Source organism: Sphingobacterium multivorum (assembly GCF_039511225.1).
In the GTDB taxonomy this organism is placed as follows: Bacteria; Bacteroidota; Bacteroidia; order Sphingobacteriales; family Sphingobacteriaceae; genus Sphingobacterium.
Genome location: NZ_CP154261.1, coordinates 2926108 through 2940279, shown reverse-complemented (window position 1 = coordinate 2940279; position 14172 = coordinate 2926108). Strand labels below are relative to the sequence as shown.

At 39.9% G+C, this 14172-nt stretch carries 20 protein-coding genes; 18 read left to right on the top strand and 2 right to left on the bottom strand.

The features are described 5' to 3' along the window. Nucleotides 1-11 precede the first annotated feature (11 nt). From AAH582_RS12150 to AAH582_RS12130, 5 genes are all read left to right on the top strand, one after another. Nucleotides 12-1001, top strand: coding sequence for an LLM class flavin-dependent oxidoreductase (locus AAH582_RS12150; RefSeq protein ID WP_343322321.1), 990 nt, complete (start codon nucleotides 12-14; stop codon nucleotides 999-1001). A gap of 58 nt (nucleotides 1002-1059) precedes the next feature. Next, nucleotides 1060-1872, top strand: a complete 813-nt coding sequence (locus tag AAH582_RS12145) for a hypothetical protein (RefSeq protein ID WP_343322320.1) — start codon at nucleotides 1060-1062, stop codon at nucleotides 1870-1872. A gap of 11 nt (nucleotides 1873-1883) precedes the next feature. Then, nucleotides 1884-2540, top strand: coding sequence for a DUF1345 domain-containing protein (locus AAH582_RS12140; protein WP_343322319.1), 657 nt, complete (start codon nucleotides 1884-1886; stop codon nucleotides 2538-2540). A 44-nt stretch (nucleotides 2541-2584) separates the two neighbouring features. Beyond that, nucleotides 2585-2968, top strand: coding sequence for a hypothetical protein (locus tag AAH582_RS12135; protein WP_343322318.1), 384 nt, complete (start codon nucleotides 2585-2587; stop codon nucleotides 2966-2968). 92 nt (nucleotides 2969-3060) lie between these two features. Further along, nucleotides 3061-3480, top strand: a complete 420-nt coding sequence (locus AAH582_RS12130; protein WP_053003604.1) for a c-type cytochrome — start codon at nucleotides 3061-3063, stop codon at nucleotides 3478-3480. A 303-nt stretch (nucleotides 3481-3783) separates the two neighbouring features. Here the strand turns inward: AAH582_RS12130 and AAH582_RS12125 are convergent, their stop codons facing one another. Together AAH582_RS12125 and AAH582_RS12120 are read right to left on the bottom strand one after the other, a co-directional pair. After that, on the bottom strand, nucleotides 3784-4329 hold the full coding sequence (locus AAH582_RS12125) for a DUF4468 domain-containing protein (RefSeq protein WP_343322317.1): 546 nt from the start codon (nucleotides 4327-4329) through the stop codon (nucleotides 3784-3786). A gap of 10 nt (nucleotides 4330-4339) precedes the next feature. After that, nucleotides 4340-4753, bottom strand: a complete 414-nt coding sequence (locus tag AAH582_RS12120; protein ID WP_343322316.1) for a hypothetical protein — start codon at nucleotides 4751-4753, stop codon at nucleotides 4340-4342. Nucleotides 4754-4913: 160 nt separating this feature from the next. Here AAH582_RS12120 and AAH582_RS12115 point away from each other — a divergent pair, with 160 nt between their 5' ends. The 13 genes from AAH582_RS12115 to AAH582_RS12055 all read left to right on the top strand — a co-directional run bounded on the left by AAH582_RS12115 (nucleotide 4914) and on the right by AAH582_RS12055 (nucleotide 14170). Further along, nucleotides 4914-5168, top strand: a complete 255-nt coding sequence (locus tag AAH582_RS12115; protein ID WP_343322315.1) for a hypothetical protein — start codon at nucleotides 4914-4916, stop codon at nucleotides 5166-5168. A 556-nt stretch (nucleotides 5169-5724) separates the two neighbouring features. Then, complete coding sequence (locus tag AAH582_RS12110) at nucleotides 5725-6063, top strand: DUF4406 domain-containing protein (protein ID WP_343322314.1); 339 nt, start codon at nucleotides 5725-5727, stop codon at nucleotides 6061-6063. Between the two features lie 2 nt (nucleotides 6064-6065). Then, on the top strand, nucleotides 6066-6500 hold the full coding sequence (locus tag AAH582_RS12105; RefSeq protein WP_343322313.1) for a hypothetical protein: 435 nt from the start codon (nucleotides 6066-6068) through the stop codon (nucleotides 6498-6500). 12 nt (nucleotides 6501-6512) lie between these two features. Beyond that, the gene (locus tag AAH582_RS12100) at nucleotides 6513-6692 is read left to right on the top strand and encodes a hypothetical protein (protein WP_343322312.1); all 180 of its coding nucleotides are present in this window, start codon (nucleotides 6513-6515) and stop codon (nucleotides 6690-6692) included. Further along, complete coding sequence (locus tag AAH582_RS12095) at nucleotides 6689-6991, top strand: hypothetical protein (RefSeq protein ID WP_343322311.1); 303 nt, start codon at nucleotides 6689-6691, stop codon at nucleotides 6989-6991. Before AAH582_RS12100 ends, AAH582_RS12095 begins: the two co-directional genes overlap by 4 nt. Next, nucleotides 6991-9993 (top strand): hypothetical protein, encoded by a 3003-nt coding sequence (locus AAH582_RS12090; protein WP_343322310.1) that lies wholly within the window; start codon nucleotides 6991-6993, stop codon nucleotides 9991-9993. The genes AAH582_RS12095 and AAH582_RS12090 overlap by 1 nt, the downstream gene beginning before the upstream one ends. A gap of 12 nt (nucleotides 9994-10005) precedes the next feature. After that, the gene (locus AAH582_RS12085; RefSeq protein ID WP_343322309.1) at nucleotides 10006-10236 is read left to right on the top strand and encodes a hypothetical protein; all 231 of its coding nucleotides are present in this window, start codon (nucleotides 10006-10008) and stop codon (nucleotides 10234-10236) included. Next, a complete protein-coding gene (locus AAH582_RS12080) occupies nucleotides 10233-10520 on the top strand; it encodes a hypothetical protein (protein ID WP_343322308.1) in 288 nt (95 codons plus the stop codon). Before AAH582_RS12085 ends, AAH582_RS12080 begins: the two co-directional genes overlap by 4 nt. 10 nt (nucleotides 10521-10530) lie before the next feature. Beyond that, nucleotides 10531-11115, top strand: a complete 585-nt coding sequence (locus tag AAH582_RS12075; RefSeq protein WP_343322307.1) for a 3'-5' exonuclease — start codon at nucleotides 10531-10533, stop codon at nucleotides 11113-11115. 147 nt (nucleotides 11116-11262) lie between these two features. After that, nucleotides 11263-11634, top strand: coding sequence for a hypothetical protein (locus tag AAH582_RS12070; RefSeq protein WP_343322306.1), 372 nt, complete (start codon nucleotides 11263-11265; stop codon nucleotides 11632-11634). Next, the gene (locus AAH582_RS12065) at nucleotides 11631-12485 is read left to right on the top strand and encodes a hypothetical protein (RefSeq protein ID WP_343322305.1); all 855 of its coding nucleotides are present in this window, start codon (nucleotides 11631-11633) and stop codon (nucleotides 12483-12485) included. Before AAH582_RS12070 ends, AAH582_RS12065 begins: the two co-directional genes overlap by 4 nt. Nucleotides 12486-12506: 21 nt before the next feature. Beyond that, nucleotides 12507-12896 carry a hypothetical protein gene (locus AAH582_RS12060; RefSeq protein ID WP_343322304.1) on the top strand — a complete coding sequence of 130 codons (390 nt, stop codon included), beginning with the start codon at nucleotides 12507-12509 and terminating at the stop codon, nucleotides 12894-12896. Between the two features lie 212 nt (nucleotides 12897-13108). Further along, entirely contained in the window at nucleotides 13109-14170 is a 1062-nt protein-coding gene (locus AAH582_RS12055; protein ID WP_343322303.1) for an RNA-directed DNA polymerase, read from the top strand. Nucleotides 14171-14172: the final 2 nt, after the last annotated feature.

Below are 14172 nucleotides of genomic sequence, written 5' to 3'. Positions count from 1 at the left end.
AATTTTAATGCATGGATAAAATAGCGTTATCAGCATTGGACTTGGCTCCGATCAAAAAAGGAGAGAATACAGCAAGCGCATTGGCTCGCACCGTAAAAATAGCCCAACATGTAGAAAAATTAGATTTTGAAAGAATATGGGTTGCCGAACATCATAATATGGAATATATTGCCAGTTCAGCAACCTCACTCCTCATACAACATATTGCATCAAATACCAGTTCTATTCGCGTGGGTTCTGGTGGGATTATGTTACCAAATCACGCTCCTTTAGTTATTGCAGAGCAATTTGGAACATTAGAAACCTTGTTCCCCGGGCGTATCGACCTTGGCTTAGGACGAGCACCGGGCACTGATCAATTGACCGCAATGGCTTTACGCAGAAACAACTTGAATACAGCCTTTCAGTTTCCACAAGAGGTAAAAGACTTACAGCGCTACTTCAGTGGAGACAACTACGACGCAAAAGTACGTGCATTTCCAGGAGAAGGATTGGACATCCCACTCTATATACTCGGGTCAAGTACCGATAGTGCCTATTTAGCTGCTAGCTTAGGTCTTCCCTATGCTTTTGCAACGCATTTTGCTCCGGCACAGTTTGCCTCAGCAAGCATGATCTATCATCGAAATTTTGTTCCTTCCAATGCATTGGAGAAACCATATTTCATTTCCTGTGTCAATGTTATCGCCGCCGATAGTACGGAAGAAGCCAATTTCTTAGCAACAAGCTTCTATAATCTATTCGCTGGTATTGTGACAAATACCAGAAGACCACTTTCAGAACCTACTCAAGAAGTTATCTACAAAGGCATTCCCGCGATAGAGCAAGCTGTGCAAAGTATGGCTTCCTGTGCATTTATTGGGGATGGCCCTAAAATCCTTCCGGAAATAGAAAAATTCGTTAACGATCACAAAGTGGACGAGATCATGACGACTTCCTATATCTTTGATGATGAAAAGTGTCTCCATTCATTATCATTGTTGAAAGAAATACTTGCTTAAGAATCCAAACTACTTTATATACGGTGAATTTTATATATTTAAGCAAAATTCACCGTATATGAATATTTTTTTTTCCTTCAGCCTGATATTGGGTTTGCTCTCCCTGCAGGCATGTTCAAACCAGACAACAAAACAACAGCAAGATCGACCTGATAAAAAAATAGTATCAGACAGTTTAGCGGTATCGACTGTGGATGACACAACATCTTCTATTTACCAAAAAGCAGACCCTGCTAAAGGTCAGATTTTCCTTGTTCGTAGTTACCGTATCTGGGAAAAGGAAGATCCAACGGTTATCTTAAATAAAGAATGGTATGATCTTTACGAAGAAAGTGGACAATATTACTTGGCAAAGGCGGATTATGTGATTAAAGATGGTTTTGACGAGTGTGCTCAGGTACCGTCTAAGAGTGTCGAATCACGCAGAAATTCATTGTTATTCTTGAAGTTAAGCGGACTTAAGCCTGGTCTTATTGAACATGTCAAAATAAATCAGGCCGAAATCTGGCCAAAAGAATCTGTACAGTATACTTTTAAAAACCAAAAAGTTAACCTCAAAGCAGTGGGTGATATTAGATCGACTGAAGTGCAAACCGACGAAAACGGTCACGAGAAAGTATTTCATGAGGTTGCCAATTATAAACTCAACTATTGCCCAACTAACGGAGATAAAGAAAAGACAATTTTTCAGGTAGATCAATATGACCATGTATTTATGAGGACATTATTTGTTGGAGATATTGACCGGGATGGCGCGCTGGATTTTATTTTTTCCAATCCAAGGAATTATGAGGAAGAGGCGCTATTACTGCTGCTTTCCAATCATGGCAATCCATTGATTTTTGATGCAGAAGAACAGTTTGATTGTTAATACAACGTGAAATGGAAAAAATAAACTATTACCTACATCGAATGCAATCCATTCATAGGGCAATGATTTCGGTCTGTATTTTTTTATTGATCTACTTCATCTCTCCCATTAAAACCATCCCCCTGCTCAATTTGATGTTGTGCTGGTTTGGTTTTTGTCTTTCCTACGTTTCTATATCTTGGTATACATTCTACATCACACCTATTTCTACCATTGCGCACAAAGCACAGCAAGAAGATGGTAGCCGTCTCTTTGTGTCCCTTTTGATCATTTTGGTAACCATTGGCTGTTTTATTTCCGTATTAATGATTATTATATCAAGTAAGGATAAACAGCTCAATGATGCCTATATTATTATTATTTGTATGCTGGCCATGTTGGCTTCATGGATATTGGTTCACACCATATACACCTTTCATTATGCGCGATTATACTACGAACATCACGCAAATGGAGCTGGACTGGAGTTTCCAGGAGATGACCATCCAGATTATTTAGATTTTGCTTATTTTTCATTTGTGATGGGCTGTACCTTTCAAGTATCTGATGTGGAAATATCGTCAAAAAAAATAAGAAGAGTAGCATTATTTCATGGCCTCCTCTCCTTTGCCTTAAATACGTTTGTCGTTGCATTGACCATTAACATCATTTCTGGCTTAATCAATTGAGATTTTGGGCAAAAAAGCTTATTTTAGCACAAAAAATTACACACATGAAGTTGTTTAAGTCTTTGATCTTGTCCGTTTTATTCGTTATCTTATTTATCGCGTGTAAAAAAAATGAAAATACTGGCGGGGCTGCGGACGCTTCGGGCAGCTTTATCGGTCGTGTTAAATACCAAGGGAATTCCATTGAAGTGGACCGGGATAATCGCCTGATACGCGTGCTGCGCGATGGTACCGATACCTATAAAATTGAGTTTTTCACAGGCATCCCAAATATCACAGGCGTTCGATTTGATAAAACCAATGATAGTACTTGGACCTCCACCGATACAACAGAATTAAAAATAGTAACTATTACCGGAAAATTATTAACGATTAACTACCAGTCCAATAGTCAGAGCTGGAATGTTACGGATGCAGTACGTAAATAATAATCAATCTAAATTGTCATATTAACTTCATTTTCTGTTTGAAAATTATCGCTTTCTCCCTATATTTAGCTAAGCTATAAAGGAAAAGAGAAATGAAAACAATAAATAAACTTGGTGCAATTGTATCTGTCTTTACTATCGCCCTTGCTTTGAGTGCATTTGGCTTCCAACAGGAAAAGCCGAAAGAAGAACCAAAACCGACCAATCTCAAAGTTCTTCCCAAAAATATCTCCCACGACGAATTGATTTCCACTATGAAGGAATTTAATGTCGCCTTGGGCGTAAAATGTGGTTTCTGTCATGCACCGTCGAAGGAAGACCCCAAAAAAATGGATTTTGCGAGTGATGATAACCACAAAAAAGAAATTGGACGAGCGATGATTAAGATGACCCAAAAGATAAACAAAAAGTATTTTAATCGTAGCTGGGATAGCTCACCCGCCAAAGCTATTTCCTGTAAAACCTGTCATGGTGGAAAAGAAGAACCAGAAATGGTCTTAGCAAAAAACTAATCAAACCACATATTCATGTAACACCATAATACACCGTATTGTGGTGTTTTTTATTTCTACTACATTTTAATTTTAATGGAAAAAGCCGAAAACCAAAAGAATGAGTCCATTAATTCTGGAAGTGAAATTGGAAATGAATACGTAACCTCTTAAGAGTGCCTTAATCTAACTATAAAAGCCCCCAGTAAATAAAAAAAGCTTCTCTATTGAGAAGCTTTAGTACCCGGAGCCGAAATACTATTGATCTTGATATATAGACAGTTACAGCGTTTGTCTACGAATTGTCTACAAATTTTTAGACAATTACCAATTTTCAGTTTCTGATTTTGTTTTTAAAGGAATTGATTCGATGTCTTCACTAAGGTGCGACAAAAATATCTTGCTCCGATCTAACACTCGATCAATAGCATCTGCGCCAGACTCCATTGCTTTCCTAGAATTACCTTTATATTTCAAAGCAGCGGTACGATTCTCATCGTTTGCTAATTTCAAAGATTCTGGAGTAAAAGAGACTAACGGTGTTTTTAGAATAAGATCTTTTACAAGATATCGAAACTTAGAGTCTTTAATTTGAAAATCAATTGTAAAGTTCAAAGTGTAATCAACAGGTATTGATCCATATTTTGTTTCAGAAACTTCATAAATACCATTATTCCCTTTTATTATAATTCTATCAAGTTCGTCAAGCTGGATTACATTTTTTGCACTTTTAAAATAATCGGCTACCCACACCTTAAGGGCCGATCTAATCTCACCCTGAGATTTGCCATCCCATTCTACAACTTTCCATTCTTGAGCAAATAACCGACAACCAATCAGCATAAAGGTTAATAATAATATTCTTTTCATAATAAAAAATTTAAGGTTTCGCCACTTTTTCAAGTAGTGTCATATATTTCTTAGTTAATATATCCTTTTCATCGAGAATTTCGAAGTACATCGATTTCCAATCTTTATCTACTGAATTGGTTTTAATTTCGAGTCTGCCCAAATCTTTCTTAAATGGCTCTCCCTCTCCTATCATAAACCAATTAGCATCAACTTCAGGAAAATTTTGAAGAATGCTTGTCAGCATATTTAACGATGGTGAAGGATACTTATTTGAAGACAGATCTGGATGGAATAAACGATTAACCAATTGTCTAGTTAATCCTATTCTATCAGCGAATGAGGACACATTTCCTTGTGTATAATGATTTATTAAAAAATTAATCCGCTCACTTATAGGGTGTTGCATTTGAAAAATAAAAATATGTAATATATTATTTGACAATTGTCATAATATATGATACATTTGTTGTGTAATAAAATTTATAATACATAGCGAGAACTAGAATTGGACCTCTCATTCTCGCTATTATTTACTCACTCTCTTTGTCATACATTTTTTGTACCACTTAAAAAGTATGACAAAGGTATAATAAAATTTATCAATGTCAAATAAAACAACACAATCCCAAATCAAATTAGAGCCAGAAGAAGTGCTCTTTCTGTACAAGAACTGTAATGCAGGTATCAAATCAGTAGTATTTGAACGTCTAAAAAAACTGGGCCACAATTACTCTAAAGTATTGATAACAAAGGAGGTTTCAACGCTTAAACGAGAATACAACCCTGTAGTCATTACAGAGATTCGCGCAGTCCTAAAGGAAAATTTGGATCTAGAATTCAACCCAAAAAATAATTAATTTTTTTTGCGATGTTGTCTCATATCTACTACGAAAAGGATCAGATCCTGGTCGTACAGTATCCAGCCCACTTAAGGATGCCATCGAAAAGATTGACAAATGTTCCCGCATTATCAGTCCAAACTGTTCTGCAGATCCAAACTCTGAAATACATGCAGGACAAATTGACAAAGTTTGTCAACCAAAGGGAGAAAGCTTTCGCGATTAGGAAATGCTATGGTCAAAAAGAGATGTTCGCCATACAGATCATCCGATCAATGCTGAAGGCTAATCACGAATGTCGATTGCCAAAGTTTGTGAAAGCGGTTACGGACAAGCAAAACACGTTTTTTTTCCTTCAGCCGTCAAAACAATCGACCTGTTACGAATACTTTATAGGAACTATTTATCCAATTATTCTCTGGTGTGCGGAAGCATCAAGCCAGTATTATCAAACGCCATTTCATAGGAAACCCGTGTCAAGGTAAGGCAGGCTAAAGCACCTCGTTCTTTTCGCCTCTATTCCTCCCATTTAGCCGGGAGGGTTCTGAACTATTGACTAAAAAAAATTAAAACAATGGAAAAACCAATCGTATATATCGCAGGCCCTGTAAGTGGTCAACCTGATCTGAATAAACAAGCATTTTATGCTGCACAAGAAGAACTCAACGCCATAGGCTTTGACGCACGCAATCCTCATGACTTCTGTATCGGCATTAAATCTTCGGATCCGTCCGATCCAAAGTTCTACAAAAAAGGATTTCAAGTATTAACGGAGTGCACCGATATCCTCTTGCTGGATGGCTGGGCTTATTCTAATGGCGCCCAAGTAGAACGGGACGCGGCAGTCCTTTTTAAGCTCGGAATTTTCGAGTCAATTGATGATCTGAAGTTGAAATATACAAACGAACTGTAGACATGGCCACACTACTTATCATCGCATCATTGGCGCTAAACATCGCTTTAATTACCATTATTAGGATAATCCGTAAAGGTCATCAGAGAAAACAAGGTTATTTAACCTGTAAGGATTATAAGAGAAATATCCAAGGTCGATTAATGGTTCCTTACAATGAGATCAGCAAGAAATCTCTTACCCTTATATCTCATGCTGAGTTGTCTAAAGGCATTGGCTTTATGCCTAAAATAATTACTGATCAGGTAGTAGGTTGTGTCGCCGAAGCTATTAAGGAAGAATTAGAATCAAAACCTCAATTTATTAATATACAAGTTGCTAGAGATAGCAATTTCAAAAGAGTTGTTATTGATTTTGATTTTGACCTGATCTTAAAAGGCTGCACAAGTATCCAGACGGATATCGATAAACCCCGAATCATTAACACTCACTATTAATAACCTCTCATTATGAATAATCTATCAACAATAATCGAGATGCAAGAACAGCAGATCGAAGCGCAACAGGCGCAGATATCATATATGAGCACGATCATTATGATCATGTTCATCGCGGGTTGCGGACTTATACTCGTAATCCTATGCCTAATACTATTCCGTAAGGATCAATTAAAAGAGGAAGAGTCATGAAAAAATCGATATATCATGATGAAGAATCGATTATGAAGGCCACAAACGGAGGTTTAGATATTATCCGTCATTATGTACCTGAAATTGATGAATGCGTCAAGCGAAAAAAAAAGTTTAGCGTCGGCAGTTTAACTCCCATATCAACCATCAAGAAAAGAGAAAACGGATTTTATCAGATTTCAGTATTCGACAATGAAAACTACTGGATGACGGCAATTAATCTAGTTCAATTCATAGAGAACGAGCCCTTTTACAATGCTATAGATATCATCATCACACGCCATAACATCAAATTATAATGAAGAACTACAAAATCACCAAAGACGATCTCTTCCAAAAAACCGAAGGAGGACTCGATATTATCCGGTATTATGTTCCGGAGATCGACGAATGCTTGCGGACTAAGAAGAAATTCAAATTGCACGAAGAAGAAACACCTTCCTCGTCGATCAAGAAAATGAGCGATGGCAATTATGTCGTTGCAGATTTTGGTGACGGTGGTAGATGGATGAACGGTATTGCTCTTGTCCAGGACAAAGAGAAGGTTGAGTACGGTGAAGCGATCAGAATTATAGCTGAGCGACATGGTATCGGTTCTTCAGAGGAAATCAAGTCGATGTATGAAGCTCAGGTCAGTACCAAGGATGCAGATCCTGATCAAGCTGATGGAACTTGGATATTTAATCCGATCGAGGAAATTTCCGAGAATCACCTCCGCATTATTTTTAGCGATAAAACGATTGCATATATCGAACATCAGTACCGGGATGTAACTGACAAAGGAGAGCGCAAAGAAAAGGTTTTGTCACACCTGAGAAAGATCATGCTTGAACAGCATTGGCACGGACTGGAAAGCTATACGATAATAAAAAAACGTAAGGCGATCACTTTTACAGCTTCTGAGTTCTATCCTATTTTCAGGATTGAGGAACAACCATCAGAGGGCAAAACTTTCTCGAAGTTGTATCAGCCAAAGTCGAAAGACAAAAGCAAAAGGTTCTTCTATCACGGTGATTTCGACGCACAATTTCTGCACGGATTAAAGCAGGTAAAAAGAGCTTATCAGGAATATATCGACGAGCACGGAGAAGATGAGGACGAGAACAAGGAAAAAGGAAAAGTCGTCAAACTGCCCGAGATATTTTTCTGTACCGGTGGTTCTGATGCATTGAACTTGAAAGCTCTTGGTTATCACGTCGTGTATCCGTCATCGGAGCATTTTAAACTTTCAAAAGATCAACTCTTCAATCTATTCCTGATGGCTGACTCGGTGATGACCTGCCCAGATCTTGATGCTACAGGGCAAATGCAGAATCATAGACTTTGCCTCACTCCTACTTCCGACCTATTCCTGGATATCCGTACAGTTGAACTTCCGGAATACCTGAAGAAACACCGTGATCAATATGGCCGACCGTGCAAAGATGTTCGCGATTACCTAAAATACTATCGCGCAACTGACTTCCGTAACCTAGTTAAGATCGCACGTATGTACCGCTTCTGGGATTATCATCTGGCACTTGACAGAAATGGCAAGGAGAAAATCCGATATGGCCGTAAGCTTTATGAATACAAAATATCGATGGAACGGGTGCTGAACTTCCTGATTAAAGTTGGATTTGGAAGGCTTAAGAACCAAATGGAGGCTATGGAATTCGTACAGGTCGAGGGCAACCAGGTGCGCAAGGTTAACATAATAGACATCAAAAGCTACCTGCTTAATTTTTTGCGATCGCGTTTCATGCCTGAGGATCTGATCAACATCATCCACCGTCCACAGATCATATCGTCATCGTCTTTTGATTCGTTGCCATTGCTGGAGCCAGACTTCAAGGACTACGATCACCTATCGCAATATATGTTCTTCCAAAATATCAGTTGGAAGATCAGCGCAAATGGTATCGAGGAATTTGCCAACGACAAGGTCGACAAGATGGTATGGGAACACCGGATACTTCCACGTAAAGTCAAGTTGCTGCCTCCTATGTTCAACATCAGCCTTACAGAAGAGGGAAAATATGACTTGCAGGTATTCGACGATAGGGATATGTTTTTCCGCTTCCTGATGCAAGGATCACGTGTGCACTGGCGCAAAGAGCTGGAGACAAATCTTGAAGGTTTGAGTGAGAAAGAAAAGGAAAAATACAGGCAGCAAAATAAGTTCACCGTTTTTGGCCCAAACCTTACTCCTGAAGAGCGTCAGGATCAGGTTCACCACTTGTGCAATAAGATGTACCTATTCGGCTATATGATGCACCGCTTTAAGAACGATTCGCGAGCTTGGGTTCCATATCCAATGGATGACACGCCGAACCATGAAAACGATGACTCAAATGGTAGATCTGGGAAATCATTATTTGTAAAAGCACTTGGTACAGTAAAAAACCTATTGATATTGGACGGTAAAGACGAAAATCTATTTAAGGATAATCACGTGTTCGAGGAAGTGACAATCGATACAGATATGATTTTAGTCGATGATGCAACGAAAGATTTTCCAATTAAACGTACGTTCTCGCTGACTACCGGTGACCTTAAAATGAACCCTAAAGGAACCAAGCGTGTAACCATACCTTTTGATCTTGCGCCAAAACTAAGTATTACGACAAATTTTGCGCTCGATGATGACAGCGCATCAGCGAAGGCACGGGTATTTTTTGCGGGCTTTTCCAACTACTATCATTTTGATGCTGAAAAAAAGACCTTCAACGAAACCCGCCAGCCTATAGATGATTTTGGCAAGCAGATGTTCAAGGATGATTACACCGAAGAAGAATGGAACCTGTCAATGAACTTTATGGCCCAATGCTGCCAACTATATCTGTCATGGCCACACGAACCTATAAAAGCCCCAATGGCGAATATCATTGACAGGACGATGGTCAACCTACTTGGATTAAATTTCCTTGGTTGGGCTGAAGTATTCTTTGCGGAAGAGTCAGGACGTATGGATTGTTTTATGCCACTTCAATATGCGCTTGAAGATTACATCTCAGAGTCCGGAGTGAAAACTTTGAAGGCACATGGTTTTGGTCAAAAGATGAAACAGTTTGCCCAGTTGAAGGGATACGAGTTTAATCCTAAATCAGAGCAAAATAAGGATGGCCGCTTAACCAAAAATTTCAATGAGTTCAGGTATGATTCCCGAGAAAGACGATGGATCAATACAGGAAGAAAGAAAACTCAGACTATGATCTACCTGAGATCAGATATGTCAACAATCAATAACAGGATATATGATCCGTCCGCTGAAGGGGTTGAAGCTCCACAGCCTGACGATAAGAAATCATTACCATTTTAACACCCCGAAAAAATGAAAAGTACAAACGAAAGAAATGCGCTGCAACAATTTGCAGAAAAGATACAAGGTTCATTTGAGCCACGGAATTACGAAGGAGGACTGGAGTTCCGGGCTATTGGAGGACTTGATCCATTACGACAGGAAGCTGAAAAACTGATCAGGGAAAATAACTGGCCACTTCAAATATTCAAAGTCGATATCCGGGTCAGATCAATTTCCGTCAGACAACTCGATGAGCCATGACTCTGAGCAAAAAATCGATCCGGTGGCCGCTTGGTTGCCGGTTCATCGACTACAAAAACAGAAAGTTCACGATTCGCAAAATAGTCTTCGGAAATGCTATTGAGGGAAAGTGTAATGAGATACACATCGATGAGGGGCTGATCCTATTTACCTCAGGATATGAACCTCAGACTGAAGTAGGGTTTGTCCAGGATGGATCCGAGGAAATGAAGACGATATCGGTCGATGAACTTGAAGAACTGTACCGAACAAGGAATATTGATTACCTGCCTTATGGCACTTAAAAATTTTAACATGAACAATTTAGAAAACAACTTCCCTGAAAGACTGAGAGACGGACGCTTTACCGATATCATGATTGATCTGGAAACATTGGACACCAAAGATTCCACAGCCATCCTTACGATTGCCGCACAGGCTTTCAATATTGAGACCGGCGAAGTATGTCCAATCAACTACTATGCCCGGCTGAATTACGAAAGGCAGATCCAGGAAGGCCGGACGATATCTGTTGACACAGCACTTTGGTGGGGACATCAATCTGAAGAAGCAATAGACGAAGCGTTTGGGGGGCACATGACATTGTGGGAAGCCTTGGTAAACCTTCGGAAGTATTTCGACAAACACTGCTACACAGATCGGCAAGTCTGGGCTAAGGCTCCAATATTTGATCTCGCAACGCTCAAGCATGCTTATGCAAAAAATGACCAGGAAGTATACTGGGACTACTCCAACGAACGAGATGTCCGGACATACCTATGGGCCGTGGAGAATTTTACTCAGCATCTCAATTGGGAAGCAACGCATGTATCGAGGGAAGATGTGTCCAATCAGATTAACGCTGTCTGTCAGGTATATCAAATCATCAATTCGAAATAACCATGACATGGCTAACTGATAGAGAGAAAAAGAAAGTTTACCAGGATTGGCTGGCGGAAGGACTTACTCTTTATCAGTTGGGCCAACGGTATAATATTTCGCAGGCAACAGCTAGTAATATCATTTCAAAATTTCTAAACCATAAAGATGAACAAGAAAATAAACAGGAATCTTCCACCATATCAATTAAATGGCAAGGGAAACCCGATAGATCTGGATGATCCAGAAGATTGCGAGCTGGTGATCAAGCGGAATAAGTTCCTCCAGGAATCTATTGACAGCGGAGTTCAATTGTATGATGTAGAAGTCAAGGCATCGATAAATATTGAATTTCCCTGCTTCAAATGCGGATCTCCTATCGAGATATCAAACAGGCCCTATCTGGACAATGGATACTACGTCATTGAACTCGAGGAGCTCTTTGTCAAAGTAAAGTGCAGCTGCTGCGGATCAAAATTCCGCATCGACGACGACAACAATATTTTTCTCATTCAACAAAAATCAACAAACAAAAAATGAAAGCAACAATTCAATTCAACGGAAAGTCAGCTGTTATCGAACTAACATCTGATCAATTGGCACAAGCTAAAAAGCAAACGTCTCATTTCACCAACATCAAAACATTGCAAGATGCACTGGATTACGTTGGAGAAACTATCGATCATTTCAATCACCGTACCCAGTTCGATGACGATGGGCAAAAGGCAGGGAAAGAACTTGAGGTTATCGTATTGGCTGTTCGTCAAGGCAATACTTTAGGCCGTAATCTGGGCGACAAATGGTACTTCCCTTATTTCAATTCGAAACGTTCGGCCTCCGGGTTCTCGTTTGGCGACTACCTCTGCGATTACTCGTATTCGGGCGTCGGCTCCCGCCTCTGTGTTGAGAGTGCTGAGAAAGCAGAATATCTGGGTAAACAGTTTACTGATATCTATGACAGATATATTAACGCAGATGATCTGGCCATTGAAAATCAAATACCGTCGAGCATTGAACCGAAAATATTCAACTCTTGTAAAGACATCAAAACGATTGAAGATGCTTGCGCTGCTTTAGGCATTGAGCCTATTAGTTTCCTTGATGGAATAAAGAATCTTACTCCAGACACAAATGCTTATGAGCAATTGAAAGTTGTCGTGCGGGCTCTTAATGGCGGTGAGCACATGGATTATAAGGATGAAGATGAAAACAAATACTTCCCTTATTTCAATGCGGTCGGGTCGGCCTCCGGGTTCTCGTTTAACGTCTACTGCTTCTTCGTTCGCTCGAGTTCGTTCGTCGGCTCCCGCCTCGCTTACAAATCAAGGGAGATAGCAGAATATGCCGGTAAACAGTTTATCGGCCTGTACGATCAACACATCAATGGTTAAATCTTAAAATATAAAAATAGCATGAAACATTTAGCAACATTCGAGGCAGCAGCCAAAACAATCGGACTGGATCCGGCACAACTTCCAATCGTATCACACTTACCTGAGCAAATGCAAAAGGCTCCTGTAGCACTTTTCAAATTATCAGTGATTAGCGCAGCAGCATGGCAAAAAGAAGGTGTTCAAATCAACTGGAACGACTGGTCACAAAAGAAATATTTCGCATGGTGGGACATGCGCTCAAAGGATGAATCAGTCGGTTCGGCCTCCGGGTTCTCGTTTAACGACTACGGCTACGATCGCTCGTATTCGGACGTCGGCTCCCGCCTCGTATTTCCAACAAGAAAAGCCCTGGAATACGTAGCTGAAACGCACTATGATCTCTACAGAGATATTTACGTGATCGACTAAAAAACAAGGTGGCCCATCTTTGCTGCTGAGTCGGTTCGGCCTCCAGGTTCTCGTTTAACGACTACAACTACGATAACTCGAATTCGAACGTCAGCTCCCGAAACTGTAAGGAAAGATATTGAGATGGGCACCCTGCCATCATGGCAAAAAATAAAGGTTTAAACGGTCATTGGTAACCGATATCGGTGAAGATGACCAACTAAAACAGAGGCATGAAAAGAATAAATAATTTATACGAGCAGATTTATAGCATTTTTAACCTGGAATTGGCAGACCAATTGGCCGGCAAAGGTAAAACGAAAACTTACGGTGTAATTACGCATCGGGCAGATCAGCAAATGAACCTCCTGAAGCTTCAACGAATGCTGATGGACAAAACATATCGTACATCAAAGTACCAGGTGTTTAAAGTCTATGAGCCAAAGGAAAGAGAGGTGTATAGACTCCCCTATTTTCCGGATAGAATTGCCCATCATGCTATCATGAATGTATTGGAGCCAATATTCGTTCGGTCATTCACGACAGACTCATATAGCTGCATCAAAGGCATGGGGCTACACAAAGCTTCTAGAAGGTTGAAAAAGGCATTAAAAGATACTTCTTACAGCAAATACTGCCTGAAACTTGATGTCACTAAGTTTTATCCAAGCGTTGATCACGATATCCTTAAGTCGCTGCTTAGGCGAAAATTTAAAGACGAGGATCTTTTGTGGCTGCTGGATGAGATCATAGACAGCGCTGAAGGTTTGCCCATAGGAAACTATTTGAGCCAGTATCTGGCGAATTTTTATCTGACTGGACTAGATCACTGGCTGAAGGAAGTCAAAGGCGTACGCCATTACTTTAGATACGCTGACGACATTGTGATATTGGCCCCAGATAAACCGACTCTGCATCAATTGCGCGCGGATATCGCCGAGTATCTGGAGACCAATTTGAAGCTGCACGTCAAAGGCAACTATCAAGTTTTCCCGGTCAGTTCACGCGGGATCGATTTTCTAGGTTATGTTCATTTTCCAGAATACATCCTGATCCGAAAAAATATAAAGAAGAATTTCGTTAAAGCAGTCAAATCGGGTAAACCCCGATCAAGCATCGCAAGTTACCTGGGCTGGACAAAGCATGCCAATTGCCGGAATCTAGAACGAAAAATTTTAAATGAAAAAATTCAGCGACTTCAATATAACCGTGAATGTGGAAAGCTTCATCGGGGAGAAAATAAAAGTTACCAAGATTTTAAACAGGCCAATAATCGTACATGCGTTCAAACTTGATC

Coding starts and splice junctions, on each gene's coding strand:
- AAH582_RS12145 (WP_343322320.1), top strand. CDS start 1,060: ATGAATATTTTTTTTTCCTTCAGCCTGATATTGGGTTTGCTCTCCCTG.
- AAH582_RS12150 (WP_343322321.1), top strand. CDS start 12: ATGGATAAAATAGCGTTATCAGCATTGGACTTGGCTCCGATCAAAAAA.
- AAH582_RS12065 (WP_343322305.1), top strand. CDS start 11,631: ATGAAAGCAACAATTCAATTCAACGGAAAGTCAGCTGTTATCGAACTA.
- AAH582_RS12055 (WP_343322303.1), top strand. CDS start 13,109: ATGAAAAGAATAAATAATTTATACGAGCAGATTTATAGCATTTTTAAC.
- AAH582_RS12125 (WP_343322317.1), bottom strand. CDS start 4,329: ATGAAAAGAATATTATTATTAACCTTTATGCTGATTGGTTGTCGGTTA.
- AAH582_RS12095 (WP_343322311.1), top strand. CDS start 6,689: ATGAAAAAATCGATATATCATGATGAAGAATCGATTATGAAGGCCACA.
- AAH582_RS12085 (WP_343322309.1), top strand. CDS start 10,006: ATGAAAAGTACAAACGAAAGAAATGCGCTGCAACAATTTGCAGAAAAG.
- AAH582_RS12100 (WP_343322312.1), top strand. CDS start 6,513: ATGAATAATCTATCAACAATAATCGAGATGCAAGAACAGCAGATCGAA.
- AAH582_RS12115 (WP_343322315.1), top strand. CDS start 4,914: ATGTCAAATAAAACAACACAATCCCAAATCAAATTAGAGCCAGAAGAA.
- AAH582_RS12070 (WP_343322306.1), top strand. CDS start 11,263: ATGAACAAGAAAATAAACAGGAATCTTCCACCATATCAATTAAATGGC.
- AAH582_RS12110 (WP_343322314.1), top strand. CDS start 5,725: ATGGAAAAACCAATCGTATATATCGCAGGCCCTGTAAGTGGTCAACCT.
- AAH582_RS12090 (WP_343322310.1), top strand. CDS start 6,991: ATGAAGAACTACAAAATCACCAAAGACGATCTCTTCCAAAAAACCGAA.
- AAH582_RS12075 (WP_343322307.1), top strand. CDS start 10,531: ATGAACAATTTAGAAAACAACTTCCCTGAAAGACTGAGAGACGGACGC.
- AAH582_RS12135 (WP_343322318.1), top strand. CDS start 2,585: ATGAAGTTGTTTAAGTCTTTGATCTTGTCCGTTTTATTCGTTATCTTA.
- AAH582_RS12105 (WP_343322313.1), top strand. CDS start 6,066: ATGGCCACACTACTTATCATCGCATCATTGGCGCTAAACATCGCTTTA.
- AAH582_RS12140 (WP_343322319.1), top strand. CDS start 1,884: ATGGAAAAAATAAACTATTACCTACATCGAATGCAATCCATTCATAGG.
- AAH582_RS12130 (WP_053003604.1), top strand. CDS start 3,061: ATGAAAACAATAAATAAACTTGGTGCAATTGTATCTGTCTTTACTATC.
- AAH582_RS12060 (WP_343322304.1), top strand. CDS start 12,507: ATGAAACATTTAGCAACATTCGAGGCAGCAGCCAAAACAATCGGACTG.
- AAH582_RS12080 (WP_343322308.1), top strand. CDS start 10,233: ATGACTCTGAGCAAAAAATCGATCCGGTGGCCGCTTGGTTGCCGGTTC.